This is a genomic window from Rhodomicrobium vannielii ATCC 17100 (assembly GCF_000166055.1).
GTDB lineage: Bacteria > Pseudomonadota > Alphaproteobacteria > Rhizobiales > Rhodomicrobiaceae > Rhodomicrobium > Rhodomicrobium vannielii.
The window spans coordinates 1,918,373-1,940,632 of the sequence record NC_014664.1; the positions used below are offsets into that span (position 1 = coordinate 1,918,373).

Here is a 22,260-nt window from a genome sequence, read left to right on the forward strand (position 1 = left end):
GATTTTACCCCGTTTGCGCCCATTTTTTCAATGTGGTACGACATATGTCGTACTTCTGAGGGGCGCTGTCGTACCATGGGGACCATCCTTCCACGAAAGAGAAAAGACGGGTCCATAGGATATATCGCGCAAATCTTCATTAAGCGCGAGGGAAAGAGACATCGTGAGGCGCGGACCTTTGATCGAAAACAAGCTGCCGCAGCATGGATCAAGAAGCGCGAAACCGAAATTTCAAGGTCCGACGCGCTTTTTGGCGTAAGCCAGACCAAAAGAAACGCTCTGCTTCGAGACGCCATCAACCGCTATGTCGCCGAGAGCCGCAAGGAAATTGGTCGAACGAAAGCGCAGGTTCTGAACGCGATCAAAACCTTTGATATCGCCGACATGCCTTGCGCCGACATACGGTCTCAGGACATCGTCGAGTTCGCAACAATGCTTTCATCCGGACGCACACCGCAGACCGTCGCCAACTATTTATCGCATCTCTCGGCTGTGTTTCGGATCGCAAATCCTGCGTGGGGATATGCGCTCGATCCACAGGCCATGAAAAACGCCTTCGTTGTCACCACGAATCTTGGCCTAACTGGCAAGTCAAGGGCTCGTGACCGCCGCCCGACGATTGCCGAACTCCACCTCATCCTGGATCATTTCACAAAGCAGCGAAGGCGCGCGCCGCAGGCTGCTCCGATGGCCGCAATCGCGGTCTTCGCTCTGTTTTCCACGCGACGTCAGGAAGAGATCGTCCGTATTCAGTGGAAGGACCTCGATCGCGACAGCAAGCGCGTTCTCGTGCGCGACATGAAACACCCCGGCGAAAAGATCGGCAACGACGTGTGGGTCGACATTCCCGATCATGCATTCCGGGTCATCGAGGCCATGCCTCGAAAAGATGAGCGCATCTTCCCGTACAGCACAGATGCGGTAAGCTCCGCGTTTACACGCGCCGGAAAGCTGCTTGGAATTGACGATCTGAATTTCCATGACCTCAGACACGAAGGCGTTTCGCGTCTCTTCGAGATGGGATGGAGTATTCCACGTGTCGCCGCCGTTTCCGGTCATCGATCATGGCAATCGCTGAAGCGGTATACACACCTGCGGCAAGCCGGGGACAAGTACGAGGAATGGCCATGGCTCGATAGGGTCTGCACCGACCTCATCGCACATGAGCGTGAACGCTAAGAACAGCGCCCCTCAGGGGAGCACTGACAAATCGTCAAGCGCTTCTGGATCGCCGAGCGCGGCTTCCGAAATCGCTCGCCTTCCATCCTCTGAAAGCCGCGCAAACTTGTCCGGCCTTTCAGTCCAGAACTTCGCTAGAACAGGATCAAGCGCCCGCAAGCCGCCTTTACCTTGCTCGTCTTGCGCCGTTCCTGTGGCTTCTGATTTCCGCGAGGGCTCGACGCCAAGTTTTAGCGCGACACCCGCTCCTCTTTCATCCGTCGGATCGAGAAATGCAACGCCGTTCGATTCAAGCGCCTCTTGAAGCTTGACCATAGTGGCGTAATAGGCCCGCCCCCCCGCTTCGGCACGCGCGATCGTGCTTTTGTCGATCCCGGTGATTTCCGCGAGATCGCGAACCGTGAGCTTAAGCGCTGCGCGCGCCATACGGAGCTGGTCTCCTGTAATCGCCATGCCTATTTTGTCTCATTCTTGCGGACAATGTTGCATAAAGATTAACCCTCGCGTACAGTGTCCGCGTAATCGCCGCTCAGTACGGACATTGCCATGCAATTGAGCACTGCGGAACTGAAATCAGTTGCGACGCTGATCGGGCGCGCTCGTCTATTTGTGGAAGATGCCCTCAGCGTTGCCGAAAGTGGAGGCGACGTTGGCGTCACGGCGCGAGTGAAGACGCTCCTTTTTCGAGCGCGCGATGTCGAGCAGGACATTGAGGCCCGCCTTGCGGCTGCCGAGAAGGCGGAGCGGCAATCGTGATTTTTACTCGCCTAGAGGTAGAAGCTGCGCGCGGCTTCGTCCGGCAGGCGCGCGCCTTGGCCGAAGCTGTCGCGGAAATCCTACGCCGTGGTGGCGATGAGGAAGGCGCCGAGCGCATGGATGCAATCCTCGACGCCCTTGACGCGGAAGCGGAATATCTGATGCGTCGGTCAGCGGCCACGCCTATTGGAGGCCGCGCTTGATCGCCATGGAATGGCGAAAGCTTACGGCGAGCGCGTGCCTGTAAAAGCGCGCGCGGCTGCATGGGCGCAATTCGCGCAGCGCAGACGCACTGAGGCATTCATCGATATAAGACGCCGTCGGCAGGCTCGCGTACTCTACCGCGTAGACGGTAGGGTCCTATGGCTCTCCATTCGGGGCTCTTTTCTCTTCCAATGGACACGGTGGGCGTGGACGCCGCTCAAAAGGCTTGGGAAGGCTTCATGAGCGCGGCTCGCTGCGAGGCGCTGCGTTGATGGCGGGACCGAGCTCAATTTCTGGAAAAGTGACGAAGAGGGCGGACAAGGCTCTTGATCAATCGACTGATAGTGCATAGACAATCATAAGTGAGGCGCTACGGCCCTCAATGAAACTCCTCAAACCGGTCCGAGCCGATGGTGACCCAATCAATCCGGCCATTTTCAGGGCCTTACCTTAGGCCAAGCGCGCCCTTTCGTGCGGGGCTCCCGGCCCCGCAAATCCACAGCGATGTTTTCATCGCCGACACCGCGAAGATTTTGGGAGACGTGCACATCGCGGAAGGCGCCAGCGTCTGGCATTATGCCGTCATAAGAGGTGACGCCAACGCGATCCGGATCGGCCGGCAAGCGAACATTCAGGATGGTGCGATCATCCATTGCAGAGCCGCCCATCCCGTGAGCATCGGAGATGGGGTTTCTATCGGTCACGGCACCATCCTTCACGGATGCACGATCGCAAATCATTGCCTCATCGGACTTGGCGCACGGGTGCTCGACGGCGTGCGGCTCGCAGAAGATACGCTTGTCGGTGCCGCTGCGCTCGTGCTCCCCGGTGTCGAGTATCCCGCGAATGTCCTTCTAATCGGCGCACCGGCTCGAATTGCCCGCCCGCTCACCGAGGGCGAGCGCCAGGAGATCAGGCTCAATGCCGAGCGCTACGTCTCTCTCAGCAGGGTTTACGAGGCCGCGTAGCTCGCTGCCGCGGGTGCGACGAATAGCGAAGATGATCGTGTGAGAAAGCGAAATTTGAGCCATTTTTTGGCGAAGCCCCAAGGCAGGCTCGGAAACACATATACCAATATGACATTTTCGATGCCGCGTGAGACCGCCGCGCGTTTGAGCGACGCAGGGGCGGCGAGAGGCACGGATGTGCAAGGGGTCATCGAGCTTGCTGTCGATGAATGGCTTGCGCGCCAGGCCGAGATTCCACAGGCCTAGCGATAGCAACGTTCAGCGCCCGCTCGACGACAATCATGAAAGCGGGATTGATGCTCCGGCGCAGTCTTCAAAGCCTGCGATTTTCAAAGTGCCGAACGATAAGCGGGCTTATTGAAATGGGGTAACGAAATCCCCGCCCTTGACCATGCGAGATCAAAAGCGGCGCTCACGGATCTCGGGGCAAAGGTCGAAAGAGGCCGGGAGCGGAAGAAGCGGGTCTCCCGAAATGCTCAAGCGGCCACGCCGGCTTACAGATCTCATAGCGGGCCATGCTGGAGAAGCGCCAGCTGCGGGCAGAGAGGGCCAGCAGCAGACACGGCGGGGCGGCTGGGCTATGCTGGTCCGGGAATTGGGTGACACTCATGCACAATCACTACGAAGATATCCTTGAGCGAATCGCTGAACCGCCGACATGGTTCGACGATTATGGCGTGCCGCGGTTTGCAGACTTCTCGCCGCGGCGGCTCAGCAATATTTACGCGCGCGAGGCAGCGCTTGCCGAAGTCACATGCCAGGGGTGCGGCCGTATGTTTAAAGTTGCGCTCACAGACGTTTTCCCTCCTAAACAGTTGAGCTTAAGCGACGCAATCCGGCTCCGGCAGGTGCAATATGGTGACCCGCCGAACGTCAACTGCTGTGCCGCCGGTCCTACTATGACCAGCGTGATGCATAGAATTCTGCAGTATTGGTCGCGTGACTATGAAGTCGGCACGGACTGGCAGCGCGATCCAAAGCTTGAAGGAGAAGTTCTGGAACCACCGCTTGACCAACCGGATACGGTCGCAAGAGCACTTGCCGCCGTCGGCTCAGGCAAGCGGTCAATCCTCGTCATGTGCACCAGTCATCGGAACCGTTACGACCTCGCGGGCCGAATCACGGCGGCGATGGCAAATGATGGACGCGTCCTCGTCGCCTTTCACGAAAGTTACCCTGTCGTTGCTTGGAAGATGCTCGAAGGCCTCGTGCCGGCGGCGAGTATGGGTCATTGGAAAGATGGTCGCACTGTAACGCTGGCCGAATTCGCACGCGTCAAGGATATTCAACTCGCAACGATCGACAGCATTATAATTCTCGCGGGGCCGCGCCCTGTCTCCATATCGACGTTGACCCCAGTCGGCTTGGCAAGAAAAGAAGCTAGGCAAAAGGTCTGGAGCGATGTTGCCACCCAATTCGCCACCGAAGCTTGTAATAAGGTCCAGATCGAATTCGCGTTGGCGCATTCGATCTGTATGATCGCTAATCCTGACCTCGTGATCGACGGCGCGCAGTCTAAATAATCGCGGCTTTGGGTCAAGTGCGGGATTGTGTCGGCGTTTTCGGATAAGCCCGCAATGGGATCCATTAGCCGAAGTGGTGCGCTTGGAATCGCGAGAAAGCCTGCAGGACCGCTCCCGACCCGACTCGGAAAACTTGGCGACCGGGGATAAACGCCTGTCGGTTCGGCATTGCGTTCAACCGTCGCGGCGCAATGGGGTCTGGTGAGAAGCTCGATCAGGGACGAAAGCGGTGAGAGAGATACCCTTGACGCCAGAAACTTCGAGGATCGCTAGGCGGATCATCTGGTTCGAGCGGTCGTCTGCTGCGCTTTCCGATCCCGTTCGTTTCATGGCTTATGCTATGGCGCGCGCCACCCATGAGGACATGCAGGTGCTTCGCCGATATGTTCCGCTGGAAGACTTGGTCGAGGCGCTCGATCGGGCGCCGCCTGGGATCATCGACGCGCGATCTTGGGCGTATTCGAACCTGATTGCCGGCCGTTATCCCGCGCCTCCTTTGCCCAAGAGGCAGCTTTAGAGAGTCGCTGTTCGGCTGAATATGGCGTCGCGATCATGATTTGGCGGCACGTTCCGCGGCTGCAAGAGACTGAGAGAGGCTAATTGAACGCCGAGGTGCCAGCGCCTGGAGGGCGTTCGGATGAAAGCGAAGACAACGAGCCCGACGGCTTGACGGCTCTCGATTGCGAGTTGGTCGACCATTGGCGCAAGCGACCACAGCTTTGGCACTCGCTTTCGGAGACAGGTCAGCTTGTGCTGTCCCGCGAAATGTTTGGCGAGGATTGCGCAAACGAGGTGCGCCCCGGAGAATGAGGCGCGACCCCTGATCCTTCGTCGTGTCCTCCCGAATCAAGGACGGTGGAGCCCTCGAAGGCTGAGCTTCGCTCCGACCCGGTCTCGGCAAACGGGCTCAGCGAGACGAAGCAAGAGAGCTTTTAGATAAGGCGCGGGACGCGGGATCGCGGGCGTGATTTTGAGCGTGAGAGACGCGGCGGTGAGAAGCAGGAGCACGGCGAAGACGCGCTTTAGAAGCGTAACCGGCAGGCTATGCGCGAGCCTCGCTCCAACAGGCGCAGTCAGAACGCTTGCGACGCCGATTGCGCCGACAGCCGGCATGAAAATCGCGCCCGCGCAAGCGGTGGAACAGCCTTCGGGCGAAGGCGCGAGAAGATAGCCTGCAACGCCCGCCGCAGCGAGCGGAAGGCCGAGCGCGGACGCCGTTCCGATCGCCTTCTTCATGGACACGAAGCGCGACAGGATCGGGACGCAGAAGAAGGCTCCGCCAAATCCGAGAAGCGCCGCAAGCGCCCCGCCGCTCACACTCTTCAGCGCGGTCTCTGCCAGGCGTTTGGCGCCAAGTCGGTCCAGGGCGGCGGCTTGTTTCGCCCTTTCGGGCCTCAGCACCCCCCATGTGAATACAATCGCGTAGAGGACGAAGACGGCGACGATCATGCGCGCATCGAGAAAGGGCGCGAGCATGGTTGCCAGAAAGGCGCCCGTGATAAGGGCGGGCGCCAGGAGGACGGCGCATCTGAGACAGACGGCGCCCTTTGCCGCATGGGCCTGGGCGCTTGCAAGCGCGGTTGGAATGACGAGCGCCAGCGAAGTGGCGGTGGCGATTCTCGGCACGTCCGGCCCGAAGATGCCCAACAATGGCAGCCCGTAGATGAGGCTTGGCACCACGACGAGGCCGCCGCCGATGCCCAGCAGTCCCGCGGAGAGACCTGAGATGCAGCCGACGGCAGCGAGCAGGAGCCAGTCAACCGGCGTCATCGGGCCTCGCTGATAGGCGTTAGGGCCAAGGTTTCATGATCGAAGATTGGCGCGGCGGGAGCGGGCTGTGGCTCGCAAAGCGAACCCAGCACAAGGTCGAGAGCGCTTTCTCGAGTCTCTGCCAAAAGGCTGCCAAGGCCCTCAGAGCGAAGGCCGGCCGTGCACAGAAGTGCCATGGCGAAGAGCGCGAGCGAGCGGCTCGCCGGGGCCGACGGCAAGAAGGGTCTGAGCCGCAGCGCAAGCGGCGCGATGAGGACGGCACTCATGCCGATTGCGGCCAGAGCAGGCAGAAAGATGACGCCTGCGCAGGCCGGCCCGCAGGTCAGGGGCGCCGGGACCAAGAGAGCGCCGACCGAGGCGGTGAACGCAAAGGGCAAGGTCAAGGCGCTTGCGGTGGCGGCCGCTTTAGAAGGAAGGGCCTTGGCGAGAGAGCGCGCCAAAACCAAGCCCGCGCTTACACCGGTAAGGGCGGCGAAGGCTCCGCCCGCAACCGTTTTCAGAGTCAGGGCAATGAGCGAAGGATTGCGCGGCTGACCATCGGCTCCGCCGCCGCCCGCATGCCTCGAGAGTCGAAGGGCCAGAAGGATGGGTCCTGAACTGAGAAGAAGCGCAACGATCCGGCCGTCCAAATTATCCGCGACCATCGCGGCGATCACCGCGCCAACGGCCGCGCCTGGCGCAAGAAGGAGGATGAGGTCCCAATCGGTCGCCTTCCAGGAGTTCTTGCCCTCCGCTTGGCCAATCGTCACCGGGATCAAGATCGCAAGGGCGGTCGCCGCGGAGAGCCGGGGCGCCGCCTCGGCGGTCACGCCGCAAAGGGGAAGCACAATGAGAAGGGCCGGAGCGAGGGCAAGGCCTCCGGCTTGGCCGAACAGCCCGAAGCAAAGGCCGATAGCGCCGCCCGTCAGGATCAGAAGTCCCCAGGCGGATGGATCAAGGGCAACGTCCATGGCCATCTCCCTTCGTGGGTTCGGATGGCCTCATCGCTGCACCCCGTCGCGATAGGGATACCCCCCGAAAAACGCCGTCGCCTTGTCGCCTGGGATCCAGGGCCGAAGGATCAGATCCTTCGTCACCTGCACCACGAAGCGGTAGCCGGGCCTTACCTCGAGCGTCGGCTGGATTTGCAGATTGCGCCTTGCCATTTCCATGCCGAGTTGGCCCATCTGCTGGCCAGTGGACGCCGCGATGGTCTGCGTCGCGTTGAGCCCGCCGCTCGTCTGGTTGTTGCCATTGCCCTGGCTGACCTGAATGCCAGCGGAGAAGGCCGAGAGCAGAATGGCGTTGCTCCAGATCTTCCAGACATGGTTGTTGACCTGATCTTTGAAGCCCGCATAGCCGCCTTCGTCGGCGCCGGGCATCCGGCCAAGATCGAGCGAGGACGCATCGGGATAGATGATCCGCGTCCAGGCCACGAGCACCCGCTCCTGGCCGGTGGTAATGCCGGAATCGTAGGTGCCGACGAGCTTTGATCCTTGCGGGATGACAATGAAGCGCCCGGTGGCGGTGTCGTAGACGTTCTCTGAAACCTGGGCCAGAAGCTGGCCCGGTAGATCGGAATTCACCCCGCCGATCATCACAGCCGGGATCACCGTGCCGGCGCGCACCTCGTAGGGCGAGCGCGGCGCTTCGCGGCGGGCCTTGAGCGTGTTCTGGTCGGCTGTTTTCGGGTCCTGGTCTGCGAGGAAGGCGCGCTTGTCGCGCTGCCGGTTGAGATCGTGCTCGGCATCGCCGCCGAGCTGCGCAAGTCGGTCCGCCGCCAATCTCGCAAACTGTTCCGAGGCCGAAAGCGGCGCGGGCACTGCCTCGCTTGCCGGCGAAGCGGTTCGTCTTGGAAGATTGGCCTGGATTTCGGAACCGGCTCCAAGTGCTGTCAGCGCGAGCTTTTCTCGGGCCTCGCGCAAGTGCTCGAGGCGCTTGTAATAGCTCTCCCAGGCAAGACGATTGGGATCGGGCGCGTCTGGAACAGGCGGCGCCGGTTGGGGCGCAACCGGTTGCGGCAGCACCGGGATGGTCTCGGGCGCTTTGGGCGGAATGTAGCCCGCGTCGGGAGCGTTCGCGAGAATGCCGATCGGTGTTTGCGTCCGCCCACCCCTGCCGGGGTCTTGTTTCGAGGCCTGCAGGCGCAAATGATAGGTGTAGGCGATGGTTGCCATGATGAGCGCCAGGATCGCCATGGCGATCATGAGCGGAACGCGGTTCAGGCGCCGAACGCCTGCGCCGCGTGACGGCGACCCGCCCAACAGATCGGGAGAAGAAGGGGTCTCGTTCACCGTCTGACCTCTCGAAGCGTGAAGCTGCTGCTGAAAATTGCGGCCCTGCGGGCGAGTTCGCCCGGTTCGAAGCGCGCGGCCGAGGGGCTTTGCATGATCAATCCCTCCTCGTCCGGGTGATGGTGACACTGCTCGCGCTGTTGCCCACACCCGAGGTGAGCCGCGCCAGGGTCAGGACCTTGTCGACTTCGAAGCGGTGCTCGACGAAGCGATAGTTCACAAGCCGCGTCGTCGGCCCGTTGAAGAGGCTGTCGAGGCCAAGGATGCTCGCGTCCTCGGCGATCTCGACAAGGGCGGGAAGCTCGCTCGAGCCCACCTCGGGCGGAAACAGAATGTAGGTCTTGACCCCGTCGGTATAGACGCGCGTCGGCTTCCAGGGCGCGTCGCCCGAAACCGCGAACTCAAAATCGAGTTTGCCGGGCGCGGGCAGCACGGCCGCCGCACGCATTTCGCGAGTCTGCTCGACCTTGGTGCGGTACGCCTTCCATTGGCTGCTGGCGTCATCGGGATAGTCGAAGGAAACGCGCGGCATCCAGTCTTGCGAGCGGCTCACAAGCTTGATGATGTAGGTGCGCCGATTGGTGGTGATGACGAGATTGGTGATGAGCCCCACATCGGTCGGCTTGATGATCACATGGGTGATGATGGCCTCGCCCGCCCCTTGCGTCGCCGGCGTGATCTTCCAGCGCACGCTGTCGCCAACATTCAGATCATTGACGCTTTCGCCTTCCTGCAGAGCAAGATCGCAGACGTAGAACGGCGCGCACACGATGGTGGGAAGCGTCGAGCCGAACACGAACACGGTTGCACCCTCGTCGCCGCGCGCCGGCCCCGCACGGTTGCCGGCCCACTCCTTGCCGTAGGCCAAGCCCTTTTGCTCCTTCGGCGCCAGAGGCGGCTGCGGCCCGGACAAGAGCGGCACGCGCGGCGGTGGTCCGTCAGGAATGGTCTGCGGCGCTTGCGCCAGCGCCGCGCCAGAAAGCAAGACTGATAGTACAAAAACAATCACCGTGCGCATGAAGTTTCCCCTCGCGTCAAAGCCGTTGCGACCAGCTGTAGCTGTTGATGTAAATGCCAAGCGGGTTGAGGCGGATGGTGGCCTCGTCCGATGGCGGGTTCAGCGTGATGGCGATCGTGGCCTGCCAATGCTGGGTTTGAGGCTTCGAGCCGTCGCGGGTTCGGGTTTCTTCGCGCCACTCGATGCGCCAGCTATCGGCGGACAGCGGCAAAACGCTTTCGACCTCCACCATGACGGTTTCGGTCTTGGCGCGCTCGAAAGGATCGCGGGCGCGCATGTGGTCGTTCAGCCGCGCATAGGCGTCGCCCCGCTCGTTGATCATGGCATAGGCTTCTTTCAGAAGCGCGCGCTCGGCGCCCGCGTCGGTGTAGACGCTTCGGATGTTGGCGATGAAGCGCGCGAGGCTCGCGACGATGAGCTGGTGGTCCGGCTTGACGAGCCGGTCGGCGCGATCGACAGCGGCGGCGGAGCCAAGCTTGTCGACGCGCACGACATAGGGAACGATCTGGCTTTGGCTTGCCACATAAACGAGGCCTGCGCCCGTGATCAGCGCCATGACGAGGGCCAGAATGGCGGCCAGCCGCCAGTTTCGGGCTTGCGCGATGTAATCGCCATAGCGCTCGTTCCATTCGCGGCGCGCGTTGAGATAGGGATTGCTCCCTTCCCCACGGGAAGAACCAAGCTTCCCGTCCTGATGGCTGCTCATGATCCCTCTCGATGGCTCATAGACAATCTTGATAACCGCGCATTTCTGCTCCTGGATCGCGGCTTAAGGCTTTTTCGGCGGCTTGGCGGTTTGACTTTGCTGCGCGGCTTGGCTTGGCTGTGCCGGTTGGCCTCCGCCCGTGACCGACCCCTGCGGCTGGGCGGGCTCGCTCGCGCTTCTCGCCGCCTGCCGGTCGACGGTTCGTTCTTTCAAAGCCTCGGCCATCTGCCCGGCCCAGGTGCCGTAATGGATGCGCCCGCTAAGCCGCATGCCAAGCGTATCGCCGGCGGCCATGGCGGTATTGCCGGCCATGCGAACCACCCTGCCTGGTCCGAAGCTGCCCGACGTGCGTGCATCTTGCATTTGCTCGCTCGCAAGCGCCGAGCTTCGGGCTGCCACCATGCCAGCGCCAATGCCGCCCTTGAACGCGCCCCAACCAACGCCGGCAGCGCCTGCGGCAACACCGGCGAGTGCGCCGCCGCCGCTCACTTGCGTGCCATTGATGAGGCCCTGGATCATGTCGGGAATGATTTTGGTGAGCGCCAGCATGACGATGGCCGAGCCGACCGAGACGAGAAGATCGGACGTATTTGTCTCGAAATTCTGGAGGAGCGCATTGAAGATTTGCTGGCCAAGCCCGATCAGGAGCTGCAGCACGAACAGCTTCGCGCCGACGCTCAGCGCGTAGGTGACCATTTTCAGCGCGTAATCCTTGGTCCAGCGCGATCCGCCGAAGCCCATGAACAGGATGCCGGCCGAGATGACGACGTAGGATTCGACGAGCGCCAGCACCAGAAAAGCGGCGATGAGGGCGAAGCATATAAGGAGAACAAGCGCGAAGATGATGAGACCCACGCTCGAGCCGGGGCTCCAGATGCTCGATTGGTCGAGCACCTTGTTGGCCATGCTGAGCCCGATTGCAAAAATGTCCGACGGCGCGATCAAGCTCGTGCCGCCCGAGGCCTGCACGGCCTCATTGGCGGCGGTCCTGAAGCTGTTGACGATCGCCGCCGCCCAGGCGCTCGAATTGACCAGCAGCGCCAGGAAAAAGCCGATGAACAGGATCTGGTTGACGAGTTCGGCCATCCATTGGCTGACATCGGCGCCGCGAAAGGCAAGCCGGATGGCGGCATAGGACATCTCGATGGCCGCAAGCAGCCAGAACAGCGTTTGCGCGTAAGTCGCAAGCGTCGCTTCCCATTTCTGCGCGTTTTGCTGGTAGAGCCGCACGATCCCATCGAGCGCGTTGGTCGTGGGCTCCGCCGCCGCGGCCGGGCTTGCTGAAATGATACTGACGACAAGAACGCCAAGGGCAACACCGATCAGCGCCCATCCCGCTCCGATCGCAGGCGATGAGCCAAGAGGAGAGCGAGACGCTCTCGGCGGCGTTCTTGGCGGGAGCCGCCTCATCAAAATCGCGCTCCGCCGGTGGTCGGGATAGTTTCCGGAGCCTTTATGAACCTCCGCCAGGCCGCCTGTTGGGAGGCACTCTGATCGGCCTCAGTCTGGATGGCGTTCGCCTTAAGGCTCGTGTCGGCCAGGATGAGTTGGCGCAGCTTCTGCAACTGCTCGATATTGAGAAGCCCTACTTGAGCAAGCGTCTGTAGCGCCTCGAGATTGCCTTGCACCGCACCGGTCTGGATCTTGAGGCGGTTGATGAGTGCGAGCTCGTCGCCGCCAATCTGGCCCGACTGAAGGGAACCCGCTTCCAGCGTCGAGAGCACGCTCGCATTGGCGTTGGTAGACCATTGCTGATATTTGTCGGCAAAGGCTGCGCTCGTCGCGGGCGAAGTCAGGTAGCTGTCGTACGTGCCATAGTGCTGGCTAAACTGCGCCGTGAGCCCCGACTTGGCGAATGACAGCGAATTGGCGCTCGCCAGCGCCGTGTTGACGGATTGGATGTTCGCCGCTCCATTCCCCCATTCGAGCGAGGGCAAAGGCGTCGTGTTCACCGTCATGGTCTGGAACTGGTTGGTGTTCGTCTGAAGAATATTGCCTTGCGTGCCGAGCTGATCGACGAGCCGCGCCAGATTTAAAAGTTGCGTGATTTCGCTCGCGCAATTGGTGCAATAGACCGCCTGGGCCCGGCTTTGCCGGACACTCACGACGGACACGCAAGCGATTGCTACAAGCGCAAGCGCCGCCACCTTAAGCTGCCTTTTCATTGAGCCCCTCCTCCGCTGGTCCGAGAATGTCGTTGGGATCGAGGCCCCGCTCTGCGAGCCAGGCTCGCGGCCAGTCTTGTCCGTGGCCCTCGATGAGCGCGCGCACGCGGGCCACGTCCTCGCGGGATGAGACGGCGGTAAAGGCAAGGGCAACCGGGCCGAGCCCCAGTTCAAAGAGACGCCGTCCTTCGGGGCTCGTGTAGTAGTAGTGCCGCTTCTTGACTGCTCCCTTCAGGAGCGCGATCTCGGTCTCGTTCAGACCGATCAGGCGGTAAAGATCGAGGGGACCGGGCATCGCGCCGGAGCCACCCTTGTCGGCTTCCTCGTTCGGCAAAAGGATCCTGGTCGGGCAGGATTCGAGGAGAACATCGAGGATGCCGGAGCGCGCCGCGTCCGAAAGGCTCTGGGTCGCCAGCACCACCGCGCAATTGGCCTTGCGCAGCACTTTCAGCCATTCGCGGATCTTTTCCCGAAAGACAGGGTGGCCCAGCATCACCCAGGCCTCATCGAGAAGGAGAAGGGCGGGCGCGCCTGTAAGCGAGCGCTCGAAATGGCGGAAGAGATAAAGAAGCACCGGGATCAAATTCTTGTCGCCGAGCGCCATCAGCTCTTCGATCTCGAAGACCGTGAATGAGGCCGGCTCGATACCGTCGGACCTGGCATCGAGAAGATGGCCGAGCGCACCTTCGATCGTATAGGTGCCAAGCGCCGCCCGGATGTCCTTGTCCTGGACGGTGGCGATGAAGTCGGTGAGGCTTCGGCCTTCGCCGCTTTTGGTTTCGCGCATCAGCCGCACCGCGCGATGGATTTCTTCTTTCTGTCGCGGTGTCGGTGCGCTCCCCTGCTGAAGCTCGTAGCAGGTGGCAAGCCAGTCTTCGGCGAACGCCACATCCGAAGCCGTCTCGAGTTTGCCGAGCGGACATAGGCCCGGGCTTGCCGTGTCTCCCGCCAGATCATAGTGCTGCGCGCCGACCGCATGAGCGAGAGCGAACAGCGAACGACCCTTGTCAAAGACCGTGATGCGGGCATGCCGGTAGCGGCGGAACTGTGCGGCGATGAGTGCGAGCAGCGTCGACTTGCCAGCACCTGTCGGCCCGAAGATCAGCGTGTGGCCGACATCGCCCACATGCAGATTGAGCCGGAACGGCGTCGAGCCGGTGGTGGCGCCGTAAAGGAGCGGCGGCGAGCCTTCCGGGAACAGCGGGCTTGGACAGACGGGAAGTCCCGGCCAAATGGAGGATGCCGGCATGAGGTCGGCGAGGTTCAAACTGTGGACGAGCGGCCGCCTCACATTGGGCACGGTATGCGCCGGCAAGCTCCCGAGAAAGGCCTCGAGCGTATTCACCGTCTCGACGCGGCTCGCAAAGCCTTCGCGCCGAAGCTCGCGGGCCACAAGGCGCGCCTCATCGAGAAGCGCGTCCCTGTTTTCGCCCATCAAGATCAGGACCGGCGTGTAATAGCCAAAGGCGACGAGGGCGGAACTGGCGTCGGTGATGGCGTCTTCGGCCTGCGCCGCCATCAGGGCAGCATCCTCATTCACGACGCCGCCTTCGGTGCGGAATACCTGCGCAAAGAACCCCCGCATCCATTGCCGCCATTTGCGCCGGTACGCGCGAAGGAGCCCGAGGCTTTCATGGGCGTCGAGCGGGATGAAGCGCGAGGAAAAGCGGAACGCAATCGCGAGCGTCTCGAGCCGTGCGAGCATGTTGGGATAGGATTCGGCGGGAAAGCCCTCGATCGCAACCGCTGCGATGAAGTGCTCGCCGATCTTCGGCGTATCGCCGCCATAAAGCTCCTGGCCGCCGAGCCAGGCATCGCAATACATCGGGCATGGCGGGACGTTGAGGGGGCTGAGATGCCCCGTGACGGCGAAGCTTACATAGTTGATGAGCTCGTCTTGCAGATGAGAGCGCCCGCTTTCATCGCTCACGCGGTAGGCCTTCATGCGTCGTAACCGCAAGATATCCGACAGGCCGTCTTCGAGATCGCGAAGCACGCGCTCGAAGATCTTGATCTGACGGTCGCCGGGGCTTTCGGGCTCGGCTTTCGGATCGTCGTCATAGATGAGATCGGCGATCTTGGTGGTGCGGCGAAGCGGCGGCGTGTAGGCGACGAGGAGCGCGTATTCCGTCTCGAAATGAGCGCCTTCGCTCAGGAACTGACCGCGCCGCTCGGCATCGATGGCGACCGTCACAGGGTCCGGAAAATGCGAGGCGTCGGTCTCCGGGTAAGCGGCGGCTGGAAGGCGCACGGCGTCGATCCAGAGCGCAAAACCGCTGCCGAGCCTCGCAAGGCTCGCATTGATGCGGCTTGTCACATAGTTGAGCTCGGCGGGCGTTGCACTTTGGCTGTCGGGGCCGCGATAGAGGAAGCCGGCCAAAAGCGAGCCGTCCTTGCAGAGCACAAGGCCATCGCCGATGAGGCTCGCATAATTCAGAAGATCGGCGGTGCCTTTGGCGCGATCGCGGAACTGTTTCAGGCGCAGCATGAGACCCCCTAATCCAGCCTTGAGCCGCGCGACCGCGCCGTAAAATAAGCGCCGTAGCGGAGTTGCCGCAGATAGACCCTGGTCATGAACGGGTCGGCCTTCGCCATCATGCGGAATACGCCGATCAAGACGAGCCAGAGGCCGACGCCGATCGTAATCGCGATGAGATTGAGGCTCGATACGGCGAGGCCTGCGCAGATGATCGCGGTCATCAGCACGGGCTCGCGCTCCCCGCCGAGGAAGAGGTTCGGCCGGTGCAGGGCGCGATAGAGCGGAGAGCGTCGAAGTGCGCCCATCAGATCACCGCCCCGGCGCTGAAAAGCGTGCTCAAGAGGTCGGTGGCAAACACCATGAGCGAGACGACGAGCACGAGCATGATGACGCGGCGCACGAATTCATTGATCTCGCCGCCAAAGACGAGAATGGCGCCCGTCACCACGATGCCCATCAGCGAGACGGCATAGGCGACGGGGCCCGTGATGCTGTCGCGGACCTTTTGCAGAGGCGTTTCCCATTGGAGCCCGCTGCCGGTCGAAGACGCGAGCGCGTGCTCGGGAAAGGCGATCAGGAGAACAAGCAGCGCCGGCAGCGCGAGGCTCCAAAATCCAGTGAAATCGCGTTGGGCTTGTTTCATGGGGTTACTCCTCGGCTTCGGTGACGTAATCGCTGCCATCGTGATCGATGACGCGCAGAAGCTCCTGCACTTGGCGGCCGGATTTGGTGGCGGCTGTCTTCGCAATAACAATGATGAGGTCGACGGCGGCAGCGATCGTCTTTTGCATGGGGGCCGCGGTGACTTCGCCGACGAGGTTTTCGAGGCGGATGAGGCCACCCTTCGCGTTATTGGCGTGAACGGTCGCGACGCCGCCAGGATGGCCGGTGTTCCAGGCCTTCAACAGATCGAGGCACTCGCCGCCCCTCACTTCGCCGACGAGAATCCGGTCCGGCCTGTAGCGCATGGTCGAGCGGAGAAGCCGCCGCAAATCGATTGCTTCGGTGGTGCGCTTGAAGACGTGATTGGGCGCGGCACACTGGATTTCGGGCGTGTCCTCGAGGATCAGCAAACGCTCGCCGGGAAGTTCGGTGCCGATCAGATGGATGACGGCGTTGACGAGCGTCGTCTTGCCAGAGCCGGTGCCGCCAACAATGAGGATGTTCTGGTGACCGAGCGCTGCTGCCCGGATCAAGGCCCGCTGGCGCTGGCTCAGGGTCCCGGCGCGCACATAATCGTCGAGGGTGAAGATGCGGGTGGCGCGTTTCCTGATGCAAAAGCTTGGGGCCCCGACCACGGGCGGGATCAGTCCTTCGAAGCGGCTCCCGTCGAGCGGCAGCTCGCATTCAAGGATCGGGTTCTCGCGCGTGATGGTGGTCTTGTGAAGCGCCGCAATGGTTGCCATGGCGGCCTCGGCTTGATGCGGGGGTATCTCGCCAAGGCGCGCCATGGGGTGCCCAGTACGCTCGACCCAGAGGACACCATCGGGGTTCAGCATGATCTCGATGACCTCCGGGTCTCGAAGACAGCCGAGAATCTGTTCGCCAAGCTCGCGTTCGAGCTTCTGGCCGACGCGGACAGCGTGTTCGGACGCGGAACGATAAGGGGCCATGAACGCATCGGCTCGGATCGGCTTTGTTGCGATACGCTCGCTTATAGACGATCAATACTGGATCGACAAACCTGCAAACCCCGGCGGCGGTTCTGCCGTCTTCGCGCTCTTCGTATTCATGGTCTTTATTGCTAAGATTTCGGATAACATGGCGCTCTGGCTTTCGCCGTCTGTCGAGTAACGATTCCGTTCGATGGAATATTTATTATAATAATGTTTGCTCTCGAATCGGTATATATCTCTGCACTGAATTCGATCGCGATGCCATCGGCAAAAACTATGCCCCAGCACTGACAAGGATGGCTCAGGTTTTATTGCATACCGGCGATGAACGACTTGCGATCATACGCCATTGCACACTGTGTCCTGGGTGCATCATAGATCGTTCAAAAACTATCGCATGTTGATAAGCTGCGTCACGGGGCGCTCTCGCCTTGTTCTGTCAAAGCCATTTTCCGGGGCCGCTCTTGCCTCCCAGGCAAGACCGCCTATAGTGCACATACGATAGAAGCCCTTCGCCCTTCGCGACGCCCGAGCCATTAATGCCCGATAAGAGCCTGTCCTCTGAAACAAGCCCCGCCGAACCGCGCAAGCGGAAGCGGGCGTTACCGGTCCTCGCCAAGAAGAGGGCGCCAGACAGCCAGCCGGAACGGGAGATATTTGCGAGGAATTTGCGCAGGGCTCGCATCGATGCGAGCCTGAGCCAGCGCGAGCTCGCCGCGGTCACGGGCATTGCCCAGGCTCATATTTCCGAGCTGGAAAACGCGATGCACAATGTCTGCATCGACACCATGGTCAAGCTTGCCCAGGCCGTGAAGAAGCCGCTGTTCCAGATGTTTCAGCCTTAGACCCTAACCCTCAATGTTTGCTTGCATTAGCAAGCCACTTCGGCAGCGCAGAGATAGCGGAAGTCGGTTGTTTCAACAAACCCGTGCCTGCATGGACGCTGAGTCGGGTCCGCAGCAACCCTGTAAGGTAAGCGGTGTTCTCAGACCACGGGAGCAGCCTTTTGGTGAACGGCAAAGGCCCAGGGCATGAGTTCATCGATTTTGCGCATCGGCCAGCCATTGACGAGGCGTGAGAGAATGCTGGCGAGCCAGGCCTGTGGATCGACGCCATTGAGTTTGGCCGTTTCAATGAGCGAAGCGACGATTCCCCAATGCTCTGCTCCGCGGTCGTGGCCGGCGAAGAGTGCGTTTTTCCTGTTCAGAGCCAAGGGCCTGATGGAACGCTCGACGGTGTTGGTGTCCATCTCGATGCGCCCGTCGTTCGCGAACAGGATGAGGCCGTCCCAATGGTGGAGAGCATAGCGGATGGCCTTGGCCATTTTGGAGCCGCCGGGAACGAGGGAGAGGGTCTTTTCAAACCAGGACTTGAAACGATCGAGTAGCGGCATGCTCTTGGCCTGTCGGACCTTGCGGCGCGCTTCGGCGCTCTGGCCACGGATGGTTTCCTCGATTTTGTAAAGCGCTGCGATCTGCGCGAGCGCGGCGTCGGCGAGCGGCGCGTTGCCGCCCACAGCGATTTCATAGAACCGCCTCCTCAGGTGCGTCCAGCAGAAGGACAGGATGAGCGGTGCCGACGCTGGCCGGTTGCTCGCGAGGTCCTTGTAGGCGCTATAGCCATCGACCTGCAGGATCCCGCTGAAGCCTGCGAGATGGCTTTTCACATGCTCCGATCCGCGGCCTGGCGCATAGCAGTAGACAACGGCGGGCGGATCGGAGCCGCCCCAGGGCCTGTCGTCGCGGGCGTAAGCCCAGAGCTGGCCGAGCTTCACGCGCTTTCGTCCCGGATCCAGGACGGGGCAGCGCGTCTCGTCGGCGAACAGTTTCGGCGAGGTTTTCAGGATCTCGAACAGGCGCGTCTGAAGCGGCGCCAGAAGCGCCGCCGCTTTGCCGACCCAGTCAGCGAGCGTGGAGCGATCGAGATCGACGCCCTGGCGGCGATAGATTTGCGCCTGCCGATACAGCGGACAGTGATCGGCATATTTCGCGGTCAGAACGTGAGCGACCAGTGCCTCGGTCGGGATGCCGGCCTCGATCAGACGCGTTGGCGCCCGAGCCTGAACCACAGCGCCTTCGCAGGCCCGGCAGGCATATTTCGGCCGGCGCGTCACGATCACTTTGAACTGGGCCGGGATCACGTCCAGCCGCTCCGAGCGATCCTCGCCCATGACATGCATGGCACCGCCACAACACGGACAAGCTGTGCTTTCCGGTTCGATGACGATCTCCTCCCGCGGCAGATGGGAGGGCAGCGCCCCGCGATTGACAGAGCGGGGTCCTTTGCGCGACGCTTTCAGCGTCGCGTTCGAGGTCTCATCCGTGGCACCCGTTTCGGCGATCGCCTGCTCGGTCTCCTCCATGGCGAGGCTCAACTGATCGGGATCGAGCTTCTCCGATTTGCGGCCGAACTGCGCGCGACGCAGCTGGCGCAGCGTCTCCCACAATCTCGCATTGGCGCCCTGAACGCGGGCCAGTTCGGCGTCCTTTTCGGCGAGCGCTGCGTCTTTCGCCGACGCTTGTTCCGCCCAGTGCGCCACCAGAGCTTTCAGGACGCCGATATCGTCAGGGAGCTGATCCGTAGCTGCAATCATGACGCGAACAGCACCATGATTTGCAATCACAATCACGCAAAAACAGAGAGATATCAGGCTTATTGCACCGCCTGAGGACGCGCCCTTCGAACCGCACGGACCCGGGCCCAGTCCAAGCCCTCGAACAAGGCGGACGCTTGCGCAGGCGACAGACGCATGACCCCGTCCTCGATCCTTGGCCAGCGGAACTTCGCATCCTCGAGCCGCTTGTAGATCAGGATCAGCCCCGAGCCATCCCAGATCAAAATCTTGATCCGGTCCGCCCGCTTGGAGCGGAAGATGAAGGCAGCGCCGCAAAACGGATCGAGCTTCAAGACCTCCTGAACCGTGGCCGCAAGCCCATCCATGCCTTTCCTGAAATCGACAGGCCGCGTCGCGATGTAAATCCGAGGTGGAATGGCGCCGAAAATCACCGCCGCCTCATCGAAAGCCCGTCGATAATTGCCAGGATAACCTCGCGGCCGGCCGTCACCGGGATCCGCGCCCGTCCCCCTGCGAGTTCGAGTTCGATCAGCCCGGATGGCGGTGCCTCTTCTTTATGCTCAGGCTGAGGCGCATCCTTTTTCTCGATCAGCAAAGGGGCAAACGTCACCGGCTCTGGTTTGGGCGGTCGCGATCTGAGCCCCGCTTCACGGCGCCATTTGAAAAGCTGGCTCGCAGCCACGCCGTGTCGGCGCGCAACCTCGGAAACGCCGACCCCGTCCTCAAGCGTTTCCTGCACGATCGCCGCCTTCACATCGGACGGCCACGACCGTCGCCGGGCAACGCCGGTGATCACCTCAATGCGCTGGAACGTGTCGGCCCGCGCGCACGACGCAAGCTCCGTGATAGGACTACGACCAGGATTAGACATAAGACGATCCCTCAATGAACCGTCACACTCGCAGCCGTTCGTGCAAAATGGAAGGTGAGGTCAGAACGCCGCTTACGATGCCTCCTTCGGGCCAAAAGCTGCCGAACCGTATCTCCAAAAGGCGCGCCGAGTTTTCCGAGTCGGGTCGAAACCTGACGTTCCGAAATTTGGAACCAAATGCCGGAAGACCTCAATGAGCGGAAATCGGCCTGCCGATATATCTGCAAACGCCATCGGTCGTGGCGTCCCTTACGAAGGGGGCGCAGCTGTAAGATCATCCGTCTCGCGCGTTTACTTCCTTTTTAATTCCCTCACCCCGCAGCCATTTTGGACCAAGGTTGAATTGAATATGTGGATGCTTTTAGCTAAGTATCCAGCGTGCGCATAAATTGCGCCTCTTTCTCGCGAAGGTAGCCCTGACTGAGGGCTTTCCCGCCATACCATCCAGCACGATAGCGTAGCGCGCAACACCCCACGTTTAGGAGCTCTGATCTGCCGGCAGCGCAGCTCCTATTCGCAAGCAAGTCTGAGCGAAAGGGGAAGGAATGTTAAACAGCCCAATCAAGCAACTCGTTTCTATCGTACAATTTCCGCATCCTCAGGATGAACCTAAGCCGGGAATTTCGCCAACCCAACAGCCATGGAATACCGGCAGGCACTGCCGTAAATTCTTGCGGAATATGGGGTACTACGTGTTACCCGGAGGTGAGTGCAGTGAGAGAACATCCCTTGTATTCTGGGGGGAGTGGGAGCCTCCTTCCAAGATTGTGAAGTCGTGGAAAGAGGAAAAACTTCTGCCGTCTTCTCTTCATGAACCCTATTGGGAGCGTAATGCACCTGCTGAGCGGCAGAACACCGACCCTTGGATATTTGGTGATCATTTCCTGTACAGCAATTGCAAACAATTTAACCCTAGGCGACAAAGCCGCACGGCGAAGCAATACACGCCCTCTCGGGAGCCTTCGGCGCTGCAAAGGTTGCGGCCAGGGTCTATTATTCTTTTTGGTTCCGTGATCGGTGATGACTTTGTCCTGGACACTGTTTTTGTGGTGAAGGACTCGGAACACTTCACGCTGCGTCATCCGCCGCGCAACATAAGTGATGCGTTCAGATTTTGTACGATCGAGTCCTTAGCTGCAGCCGATGATGGCGAGGGTTGTGCGGCAGGAGCCGATGATGTGTACACCTTGTATAGAGGGGTGACTTATGATGATCGGGAACAGTACAATGGCACGTACTCTTTTGTTCCTTGCTGTAGGGAAGATGCAAAGGACTTTCGATTCCCACGACCAGTCATTTCACTACCCGGTTATATAAATCCTTGCAACAAACAGGCTCCTTTGGGAGCACTAAAGTTTATCGAGGCCGACGAAGCTCGTAAGCAGTGGACCAAGGTGCAAGAGCAGGTGAACGAGGCTGGCCGCCTGATCGGAGTCTCATTTGAGACGCCCCCGCAGAAGTAGTCACCAAAATCAGCGTCGCTTTGTCGAGCGGAGGATTGAAACGCTTCACGAGCGTAAGGAGCGCTGCCGTTGAGAGCCGACGGCAACCTCATCGCTTTTCGTAAATATCTATGCGGGTATCGGCGTGAGGTGGTTTGTACCGCTGTTCGAAACCTATACAGGATATCTCGCTGACGTCGGCGCTTGTCATTCATGCCGGTGAATTTGTTGGGTACGGAAGCGATGCGCATGGACATGCTGACCGATGACGGCCTTCTTTTTTTCTACAGTCGGCGAGCCTTGGAAGAGAGGGATATGACCAAAACATGATGAATCTCACAATCGCGCTTATCTTTGCGTTTCTCTCCACCACTGCTGTCTATGCAGAAATTTACAACTATTCATGCAAGGCCTGCGTATTCCCGAGGATTGTTAGTGACGACGGTTACGACGGATGCGATGTCGTCGATGGAAAGACGTATCCACTTCGGGTGGATGACAGCGAAAATGTCCTCGAATGAAGGGGGAAGAAATACAGCCTAACCGAACAACCTAACTGTGGGAGATATGGTTGGCATGCTGAAGGTAATGGAACGTCCTTTGACTTCTGTACTGCGACGCAGGGATACGGAGCCATTAAGAACAAGGACGAGGTCAGAGTCCGATGCGATCTTAAAAGGTGATAGGGCTGACCCGACTGGTACGCCAATGGCCC

The 22,260-nt window shown here is 60.7% G+C and carries 24 protein-coding genes; 8 read left to right on the forward strand and 16 right to left on the reverse strand.

All coding sequences use genetic code 11. From position 1 onward, the window contains the following. Positions 1-75: 75 nt before the first annotated feature. Complete coding sequence (locus tag RVAN_RS08800) at positions 76-1,179, forward strand: tyrosine-type recombinase/integrase (protein WP_013419392.1); 1,104 nt, start codon at positions 76-78, stop codon at positions 1,177-1,179. 12 nt (positions 1,180-1,191) lie between these two features. Here RVAN_RS08800 and RVAN_RS18920 read toward each other — a convergent pair whose 3' ends face one another. Next, positions 1,192-1,632 (reverse strand): helix-turn-helix domain-containing protein, encoded by a 441-nt coding sequence (locus RVAN_RS18920; protein ID WP_049779298.1) that lies wholly within the window; start codon positions 1,630-1,632, stop codon positions 1,192-1,194. 150 nt (positions 1,633-1,782) lie between these two features. Beyond that, the gene (locus RVAN_RS20130) at positions 1,783-1,929 is read right to left on the reverse strand and encodes a hypothetical protein (protein ID WP_155942398.1); all 147 of its coding nucleotides are present in this window, start codon (positions 1,927-1,929) and stop codon (positions 1,783-1,785) included. A 2-nt stretch (positions 1,930-1,931) separates the two neighbouring features. Between RVAN_RS20130 and RVAN_RS08810 the strand changes: the two genes are divergently transcribed. The 4 genes from RVAN_RS08810 to RVAN_RS08820 all read left to right on the forward strand — a co-directional run bounded on the left by RVAN_RS08810 (position 1,932) and on the right by RVAN_RS08820 (position 4,630). Continuing rightward, entirely contained in the window at positions 1,932-2,138 is a 207-nt protein-coding gene (locus tag RVAN_RS08810; RefSeq protein WP_041787390.1) for a hypothetical protein, read from the forward strand. A 411-nt stretch (positions 2,139-2,549) separates the two neighbouring features. Continuing rightward, the gene (locus RVAN_RS08815; protein WP_013419395.1) at positions 2,550-3,107 is read left to right on the forward strand and encodes a gamma carbonic anhydrase family protein; all 558 of its coding nucleotides are present in this window, start codon (positions 2,550-2,552) and stop codon (positions 3,105-3,107) included. Between the two features lie 108 nt (positions 3,108-3,215). Next, positions 3,216-3,353 carry a hypothetical protein gene (locus RVAN_RS20135; protein ID WP_155942399.1) on the forward strand — a complete coding sequence of 46 codons (138 nt, stop codon included), beginning with the start codon at positions 3,216-3,218 and terminating at the stop codon, positions 3,351-3,353. 362 nt (positions 3,354-3,715) lie between these two features. After that, positions 3,716-4,630, forward strand: a complete 915-nt coding sequence (locus RVAN_RS08820; RefSeq protein WP_155942400.1) for a hypothetical protein — start codon at positions 3,716-3,718, stop codon at positions 4,628-4,630. A gap of 846 nt (positions 4,631-5,476) precedes the next feature. On the opposite strand, the gene RVAN_RS08835 is transcribed toward RVAN_RS08820, so the two are convergent. From RVAN_RS08835 to trbB, 11 genes are all read right to left on the reverse strand, one after another. Continuing rightward, positions 5,477-6,400, reverse strand: coding sequence for a sulfite exporter TauE/SafE family protein (locus RVAN_RS08835; protein ID WP_013419398.1), 924 nt, complete (start codon positions 6,398-6,400; stop codon positions 5,477-5,479). Continuing rightward, positions 6,397-7,350: a sulfite exporter TauE/SafE family protein gene (locus tag RVAN_RS08840; protein ID WP_013419399.1), complete on the reverse strand. Its 954-nt coding sequence runs from the start codon at positions 7,348-7,350 to the stop codon at positions 6,397-6,399. Before RVAN_RS08840 ends, RVAN_RS08835 begins: the two co-directional genes overlap by 4 nt. 30 nt (positions 7,351-7,380) lie before the next feature. Then, complete coding sequence (locus RVAN_RS08845) at positions 7,381-8,673, reverse strand: TrbI/VirB10 family protein (RefSeq protein ID WP_013419400.1); 1,293 nt, start codon at positions 8,671-8,673, stop codon at positions 7,381-7,383. A 97-nt stretch (positions 8,674-8,770) separates the two neighbouring features. After that, a complete protein-coding gene (gene trbG, locus RVAN_RS08850) occupies positions 8,771-9,691 on the reverse strand; it encodes a P-type conjugative transfer protein TrbG (protein ID WP_013419401.1) in 921 nt (306 codons plus the stop codon). 16 nt (positions 9,692-9,707) lie between these two features. Further along, on the reverse strand, positions 9,708-10,397 hold the full coding sequence (trbF, locus tag RVAN_RS08855; protein WP_013419402.1) for a conjugal transfer protein TrbF: 690 nt from the start codon (positions 10,395-10,397) through the stop codon (positions 9,708-9,710). Positions 10,398-10,460: 63 nt separating this feature from the next. Further along, on the reverse strand, positions 10,461-11,807 hold the full coding sequence (trbL, locus tag RVAN_RS08860; protein WP_013419403.1) for a P-type conjugative transfer protein TrbL: 1,347 nt from the start codon (positions 11,805-11,807) through the stop codon (positions 10,461-10,463). Continuing rightward, positions 11,807-12,562 (reverse strand): P-type conjugative transfer protein TrbJ, encoded by a 756-nt coding sequence (gene trbJ / locus RVAN_RS08865; RefSeq protein WP_013419404.1) that lies wholly within the window; start codon positions 12,560-12,562, stop codon positions 11,807-11,809. Before trbJ ends, trbL begins: the two co-directional genes overlap by 1 nt. Continuing rightward, positions 12,546-15,050, reverse strand: coding sequence for a transporter (locus RVAN_RS08870; RefSeq protein WP_013419405.1), 2,505 nt, complete (start codon positions 15,048-15,050; stop codon positions 12,546-12,548). Before RVAN_RS08870 ends, trbJ begins: the two co-directional genes overlap by 17 nt. 8 nt (positions 15,051-15,058) lie before the next feature. After that, entirely contained in the window at positions 15,059-15,346 is a 288-nt protein-coding gene (trbD, locus tag RVAN_RS08875; RefSeq protein ID WP_013419406.1) for a conjugal transfer protein TrbD, read from the reverse strand. Then, positions 15,346-15,684 carry a TrbC/VirB2 family protein gene (locus RVAN_RS08880; protein WP_013419407.1) on the reverse strand — a complete coding sequence of 113 codons (339 nt, stop codon included), beginning with the start codon at positions 15,682-15,684 and terminating at the stop codon, positions 15,346-15,348. Before RVAN_RS08880 ends, trbD begins: the two co-directional genes overlap by 1 nt. Positions 15,685-15,688: 4 nt before the next feature. Beyond that, the gene (gene trbB, locus RVAN_RS08885; RefSeq protein WP_013419408.1) at positions 15,689-16,654 is read right to left on the reverse strand and encodes a P-type conjugative transfer ATPase TrbB; all 966 of its coding nucleotides are present in this window, start codon (positions 16,652-16,654) and stop codon (positions 15,689-15,691) included. On the opposite strand from trbB, the gene RVAN_RS08890 reads away from it, so the two are divergent. Next, positions 16,653-16,835 (forward strand): hypothetical protein, encoded by a 183-nt coding sequence (locus RVAN_RS08890; RefSeq protein ID WP_041787395.1) that lies wholly within the window; start codon positions 16,653-16,655, stop codon positions 16,833-16,835. The two genes, trbB and RVAN_RS08890, sit on opposite strands and share 2 nt — an antisense overlap. 361 nt (positions 16,836-17,196) lie before the next feature. After that, a complete protein-coding gene (locus RVAN_RS08895) occupies positions 17,197-17,502 on the forward strand; it encodes a helix-turn-helix transcriptional regulator (protein ID WP_013419409.1) in 306 nt (101 codons plus the stop codon). Between the two features lie 140 nt (positions 17,503-17,642). Here the strand turns inward: RVAN_RS08895 and tnpC are convergent, their stop codons facing one another. Genes tnpC through tnpA form a run of 3 tightly spaced genes read right to left on the reverse strand, consistent with a single transcriptional unit; the run spans position 17,643 to position 20,103 of the window. Next, positions 17,643-19,250, reverse strand: a complete 1,608-nt coding sequence (tnpC, locus tag RVAN_RS08900; RefSeq protein WP_013419090.1) for an IS66 family transposase — start codon at positions 19,248-19,250, stop codon at positions 17,643-17,645. A gap of 59 nt (positions 19,251-19,309) precedes the next feature. Continuing rightward, positions 19,310-19,663, reverse strand: a complete 354-nt coding sequence (gene tnpB / locus RVAN_RS08905; RefSeq protein ID WP_013419091.1) for an IS66 family insertion sequence element accessory protein TnpB — start codon at positions 19,661-19,663, stop codon at positions 19,310-19,312. Next, a complete protein-coding gene (tnpA, locus tag RVAN_RS08910; protein ID WP_013419092.1) occupies positions 19,660-20,103 on the reverse strand; it encodes an IS66-like element accessory protein TnpA in 444 nt (147 codons plus the stop codon). The genes tnpB and tnpA overlap by 4 nt, the downstream gene beginning before the upstream one ends. A gap of 767 nt (positions 20,104-20,870) precedes the next feature. Between tnpA and RVAN_RS20140 the strand changes: the two genes are divergently transcribed. Continuing rightward, a complete protein-coding gene (locus RVAN_RS20140; RefSeq protein ID WP_155942401.1) occupies positions 20,871-21,566 on the forward strand; it encodes a hypothetical protein in 696 nt (231 codons plus the stop codon). Positions 21,567-22,260 lie beyond the last annotated feature (694 nt).

Excerpts from the sequence above, each read along its gene's own strand:
- RVAN_RS08800 (WP_013419392.1), top strand. The coding sequence starts at position 76 with ATGGGGACCATCCTTCCACGAAAGAGAAAAGACGGGTCCATAGGATAT.
- RVAN_RS18920 (WP_049779298.1), bottom strand. The coding sequence starts at position 1,632 with ATGGCGATTACAGGAGACCAGCTCCGTATGGCGCGCGCAGCGCTTAAG.
- RVAN_RS08815 (WP_013419395.1), top strand. The coding sequence starts at position 2,550 with ATGGTGACCCAATCAATCCGGCCATTTTCAGGGCCTTACCTTAGGCCA.
- RVAN_RS20135 (WP_155942399.1), top strand. The coding sequence starts at position 3,216 with ATGACATTTTCGATGCCGCGTGAGACCGCCGCGCGTTTGAGCGACGCA.
- RVAN_RS08820 (WP_155942400.1), top strand. The coding sequence starts at position 3,716 with ATGCACAATCACTACGAAGATATCCTTGAGCGAATCGCTGAACCGCCG.
- RVAN_RS08835 (WP_013419398.1), bottom strand. The coding sequence starts at position 6,400 with ATGACGCCGGTTGACTGGCTCCTGCTCGCTGCCGTCGGCTGCATCTCA.
- RVAN_RS08840 (WP_013419399.1), bottom strand. The coding sequence starts at position 7,350 with ATGGACGTTGCCCTTGATCCATCCGCCTGGGGACTTCTGATCCTGACG.
- trbG (WP_013419401.1), bottom strand. The coding sequence starts at position 9,691 with ATGCGCACGGTGATTGTTTTTGTACTATCAGTCTTGCTTTCTGGCGCG.
- trbF (WP_013419402.1), bottom strand. The coding sequence starts at position 10,397 with ATGAGCAGCCATCAGGACGGGAAGCTTGGTTCTTCCCGTGGGGAAGGG.
- trbL (WP_013419403.1), bottom strand. The coding sequence starts at position 11,807 with ATGAGGCGGCTCCCGCCAAGAACGCCGCCGAGAGCGTCTCGCTCTCCT.
- trbJ (WP_013419404.1), bottom strand. The coding sequence starts at position 12,562 with ATGAAAAGGCAGCTTAAGGTGGCGGCGCTTGCGCTTGTAGCAATCGCT.
- RVAN_RS08870 (WP_013419405.1), bottom strand. The coding sequence starts at position 15,050 with ATGCTGCGCCTGAAACAGTTCCGCGATCGCGCCAAAGGCACCGCCGAT.
- trbD (WP_013419406.1), bottom strand. The coding sequence starts at position 15,346 with ATGGGCGCACTTCGACGCTCTCCGCTCTATCGCGCCCTGCACCGGCCG.
- RVAN_RS08880 (WP_013419407.1), bottom strand. The coding sequence starts at position 15,684 with ATGAAACAAGCCCAACGCGATTTCACTGGATTTTGGAGCCTCGCGCTG.
- RVAN_RS08890 (WP_041787395.1), top strand. The coding sequence starts at position 16,653 with ATGAACGCATCGGCTCGGATCGGCTTTGTTGCGATACGCTCGCTTATA.
- trbB (WP_013419408.1), bottom strand. The coding sequence starts at position 16,654 with ATGGCCCCTTATCGTTCCGCGTCCGAACACGCTGTCCGCGTCGGCCAG.
- RVAN_RS08895 (WP_013419409.1), top strand. The coding sequence starts at position 17,197 with ATGCCCGATAAGAGCCTGTCCTCTGAAACAAGCCCCGCCGAACCGCGC.
- tnpC (WP_013419090.1), bottom strand. The coding sequence starts at position 19,250 with ATGATTGCAGCTACGGATCAGCTCCCTGACGATATCGGCGTCCTGAAA.
- tnpA (WP_013419092.1), bottom strand. The coding sequence starts at position 20,103 with ATGTCTAATCCTGGTCGTAGTCCTATCACGGAGCTTGCGTCGTGCGCG.